At 70.1% G+C, this 4,439-nt stretch carries 4 protein-coding genes; all 4 read right to left on the bottom strand.

The features are described from left to right. Window positions 1–92: 92 nt before the first annotated feature. Window positions 93–947 (bottom strand): S1 family peptidase, encoded by an 855-nt coding sequence (locus G5C65_RS31940; protein ID WP_165302534.1) that lies wholly within the window; start codon window positions 945–947, stop codon window positions 93–95. A gap of 53 nt (window positions 948–1,000) precedes the next feature. Beyond that, complete coding sequence (locus G5C65_RS31935; protein ID WP_165302533.1) at window positions 1,001–1,852, bottom strand: S1 family peptidase; 852 nt, start codon at window positions 1,850–1,852, stop codon at window positions 1,001–1,003. A gap of 9 nt (window positions 1,853–1,861) precedes the next feature. Next, on the bottom strand, window positions 1,862–2,740 hold the full coding sequence (locus G5C65_RS31930; protein ID WP_165302532.1) for a S1 family peptidase: 879 nt from the start codon (window positions 2,738–2,740) through the stop codon (window positions 1,862–1,864). 152 nt (window positions 2,741–2,892) lie between these two features. Continuing rightward, a complete protein-coding gene (locus tag G5C65_RS31925; RefSeq protein WP_165302531.1) occupies window positions 2,893–4,362 on the bottom strand; it encodes a GntP family permease in 1,470 nt (489 codons plus the stop codon). Window positions 4,363–4,439 lie beyond the last annotated feature (77 nt).

The raw sequence follows: 4,439 nt of genomic DNA, 5'->3' as shown, positions 1-4,439 counted from the left end.
CCCCTACGACGCCCCCCGGAACCGCCGTTCCGGGGGGCGTCGTCACGGCCGCGCGCCCGCGCCCGCGCCCGCGCCCGCGGCCACAGTTACGGCTACGGCTTGGGGAGCTCGCAGTACGGGTTGTCGAGGTCCAGCTGGTTGCCCCGGCCGAAGCACGGGGTGACCAGGTACGTCTGCTGCCCGTAGGCGTTCAGGTAGCGCACCGTCACCTTGCCGTTCTCGTCGACCTCACAGGGGTTGTTGAGGGTGCACTCCTCGCCGTCCTCGTTGTGGGTGTTGTTCACGCCCACCACCTTGCCGGTCCGGTCGTCGACGACCGGGGAGCCGGAGGTGCCGCCCTTGGTCTGGCAGTCCATGGTGTAGCGGATGGAGTCCTTCCAGATCCAGTCCGCCTCCTTCAGCCGGTGCGCGAAGCCGTCGATCCCGCAGCTGAAGGTCTCCTTCCAGTAGCCGGAGACCACCGTGATGTCCCGGTTCTGGCGGGGGTGGCGGGGGTCGAGCTTGAGCGCGCGGATGCCGTACTTCTTCTTGATCTCCCGGTAGCTGGAGGTCGTCTCGTACAGCGAGATGTCGGTGTCCGTCATCGTCGCGTACGCGATCTTGTCCGAGTGGAGCGTCCCGGCGTCGCTGCCGTCCGCGTTCAGCAGCGTGAAGTCGCGGCTGGTCTTCTTGCCGGCCACGACCTCGCCCGGCTCCAGGAAGCCGTCCTGCAGGCAGTGCCCGTTGGACAGCACCAGCGCCGGGTCGCCGGGCTTGGACCCCTTCAGCTTGACGACGGAGCCCGAGCAGTTGCTCAGCGCCACCGTGCCCTCGAACGTCGGCGTCTTCGGCCCCTTGGCCTGCGGGGCCTGCTGGGGCTGGGCGGCGGCCGGGGACGCGGCTATCCCTGCCAGCGCCGCGGCGCCGAAGAGCGCGGCGGCGAGCGAACTGACGAGAGATCTCTTCATGGTGCCTACTTCCTGTCGGAGAACAACTGCTCGGGCTCATACGGCCCGGAGGGTCAGGGTCTGGGCAGCGTGCAGCCCTCCCGGCCCAGGTCGATCTTGTTTCCTTCCCCCACGCAGGGTGCGATGAGGTAGGTCTGCTGGCCGTAGCCGATCCCGTGGCGGACGGTGACCTGGCCGTTCTCGTCCACCTCGCACGGGTTGTTGAGGGTGCAGCGCTGCCCGCTCTCGTTCATCGTGTTGTTGACGCCCACGACCTTGCCGGAGGCGTCGTCCACGACCGGGGAGCCGGAGGTGCCGCCCTTGATCCGGCAGCCGGAGGTGTAGCGGATGGAGTCCTTCCAGGTCCACTGGCCCTCGCGGAGCTGGTGCACGAACCCGTCCACCGCGCAGCTGTAGGTCTCCTTCCAGTACCCGGACACCACCGTGATGGCGTTGCCCTGGGCGGGGTGCGCGGGGTCCAGCTCCAGCGCCTCGACGCCGTACCGGTCCTCGATCTGCTGGTAGCTGGAGGTGGCCTCGTACAGCGCGACGTCGGTGTCCGTCATCGTCGCGTACGCGATCTTGCTGGACTGGATCTGGCCCGCGTTGCCGCCGGACGCGTTCAGCAGCGTGAAGCCGCGGCTCGCCGGCCGGTCGACGATGACCTCACCGGCGCCCGGCATGCCGCCCTGCAGACAGTGCCCGTTGGACATCACCAGCGCCGGGTCCTGCGGCTGCGAGTTCGGCATCTTCACCACCGAGCCCGAGCAGTTGCTCAGCGCCACCGTGCCCTCGAAGGTGGGGGCCGCCTGCGCGGCCGGGGTCCCGGGCGCCTCCTGGGCCGCCGCCGGGGCCGCGGCGAGCCCGGTCAGCGCGGCGGCGGCGAAGATCCCGGCAGCGAACGTACCGATCAGCGATCTGCGCATGTCAGCCTCCTACGGCTTGGGGAGCTCGCAGCCAGGACGGCTGAGGTCGATGCTGCTGTTCGCGCCCACGCAGGGTGCGATGAGATAGGTCTGCTGGCCGTAGTTGATCCCCTGGCGGACGGTGACCTGGCCGTTCTCGTCCACCTCGCAGGGGTTGTTGAGGGTGCAGCGCTCGCCGTTCTCGTTGCCCGTGTTGTTCACGCCCACGACCTTGCCGGTCGCGTCGTCCACGACCGGGGAGCCGGAGGTGCCGCCCTTGGTCTGGCAGGCGCGGGTGTAGCGGATCGAGTCCTTCATCGTCCAGCCCGCCTCGCGGAGCTCGTGGACGAAGTCGTCGATGGAGCAGGAGTACGTCTCCCGCCAGTAGCCGGAGACGACGGTGATGGCCGTGGACCGGCTGGGGTGCGCGGCGTCGAGCTCCAGCGGTGTGATGCCGTACCGGTCCTCGATCTGCCGGTAGGTGGAGGTGGTCCGGTAGAGCGAGACGTCGGTGTCGGTCATCGTCGCGTACGAGACCTGGTCGGCGCGTATCGTGCCCGCGCTGCCGCCGGACGCGTTGAGCAGCGTGAAGCCGCGGCTGGAGGGCTGGTCGACGACGACGCTGCCGGGGGACGGCATGCCGCCCTCCAGGCAGTGCCCGTTGGAGAGGACCAGCGCGGGGTCGTCCGGCTGCGAGTTCGGCATCTTCACCACCGAGCCCGAGCAGTTGCTCAGCGCCACCGTGCCCTCGAAGGTGGGGGCCGCCTGCGCGGCCGGGGCCCGGTCGGTGGCGGCGCCCGCGGTGCCGGCGGTGCCGCTTGTGGCGGCGGCGGGCGCCGCGGCCGCGCCCGCGAGCGCGGCGGCCCCGAAGAGCGCCGCGGCGAGCGTACTGACGAGAGGTCGTTTCATGTGGGGGTTTTCCTCTCTGCGTACCGAAGGTCTATTCGGTTTGTCGCCGTGCATTGTTGGGCCACACGGCACGTCTCCACAAGACAGCCCCCGGAACTGCACTGGGCAGTTCCGGGGGCATTGGCAGCAGATGAGCACATTTATCAGGTGCGCTACACGACCACGCTCACCGCCGCCGCGACCACGAAGCCGGCCACCGACAGCACGGACTCCAGCACGGTCCAGGACTTCAGGGTGTCCCGCTCGGAGATCCCGAAGTACTTCGCGACCATCCAGAACCCGCCGTCGTTCACATGCGAGGCGAAGATCGAGCCCGCCGATATCGCCATGATGACCAGCGCCACATACGCCTGCGAGGGGTCGCCGTCCCGCAGCAGCGGCGCCACGATCCCCGCCGTCGTCACGATGGCCACCGTCGCCGAGCCCTGCGCGACCCGCAGCACCACCGAGATCAGATACGCCAGGACGATCACCGGCAGCCCCGCGTCCCCGAACACGTCGGCGAGGGCCTGGGCGACGCCCGACCCCTGGAGCACGGCGCCGAAGATCCCGCCCGCGCCGACCACCAGCAGGATGTTGCCGACCGGCTTCAGGGAGGCGGTGGAGACGGTCTCCAGCGACTGTCTGCTCCAGCCGCGCCGCAGCCCCAGCAGCCAGTAGGCCAGCAGCAGCGCCACGGTGAGCGCCACGAACGGGTGGCCGATGAACTCGATGACGGACCGCCCGGTCGAGGGGTCCAGCGCGATGGACGAGAACGTGGCGGCGAGGATCAGCAGCAGCGGCGTGCCGATGATGGCCAGCACCGTGCCGACCGGCACCGGGGACTCGTCGGCGGCGGCGCCGGCCGCCCGCTGCTCCGCGGCCACGGCCTTCCGGGACTCCTCGGCGGCCTCCAGCATCTCCTGCGGCACCGCGACGAAGACCCGGTTGCCGATCCACGCGGAGTAGGCCCACCCGGCGAGCACCGCCGGGACCCCGCAGACGATGCCCATCAGGATGACCCACCCCAGGTCCACGTTCAGCAGCCCGGCCGCGGCGACCGGGCCCGGGTGCGGCGGCAGGAACGCGTGGGTCATCGACAGCCCCGCCAGCATCGGCATGCAGTACAGCAGGACGGACTTGCCGCTGCGCTTGGCCGCGGCGTACACGATCGGCGCCAGCACGAAGATGCCGACGTCGAAGAAGACGGGGATGCCGAAGAGCAGTCCGGTCAGCCCCATGGCCAGCGGTGCCCGCTTCTCCCCGAACAGGCCCAGCAGCCGCGCCGACAGGGCCTCGGCGCCACCGCTCACCTCCAGGATCGCGCCGAGCATGGTGCCGAGGCCGATGATGATCGCGACATGGCCCAGGATGCCGCCCATCCCGGACTCGATCATCGAGACGGCGTCGGACCTCTGGACGGTGCCGAACAGCTCCGTGACGGAGAGCCCGGCACCCAGCCCCACCGCGATGGACACCGCGAGCAGCGCGACGAACGGCTGGAGGCGGATCTTGATGATCAGGACGAGCAGCAGGGCGATACCCAGGGCGGCGACCGTGAGCAGGCCGCCGGTGCCGCCTATGAGCATGAGCAGCCCGCCGGTGTGCGGGGGTGCCTTGTCGGGTTCTGCGGCAAGCAGCATGGGAAACCTCATTGTTTCGAAAAAAAGGGGGGTGCCCTCTTTCCCACGTGCGCCATCGCGGGGCGGGGGGTGCGGTG

The sequence above is a fragment of the Streptomyces boncukensis genome (genome assembly GCF_011045075.1).
GTDB classification, from domain to species: domain Bacteria; phylum Actinomycetota; class Actinomycetes; order Streptomycetales; family Streptomycetaceae; genus Streptomyces; species Streptomyces boncukensis.
The sequence above is the reverse complement of the archived record's forward strand: the minus strand, read 5'-3'. Positions and strand labels throughout refer to the sequence as shown.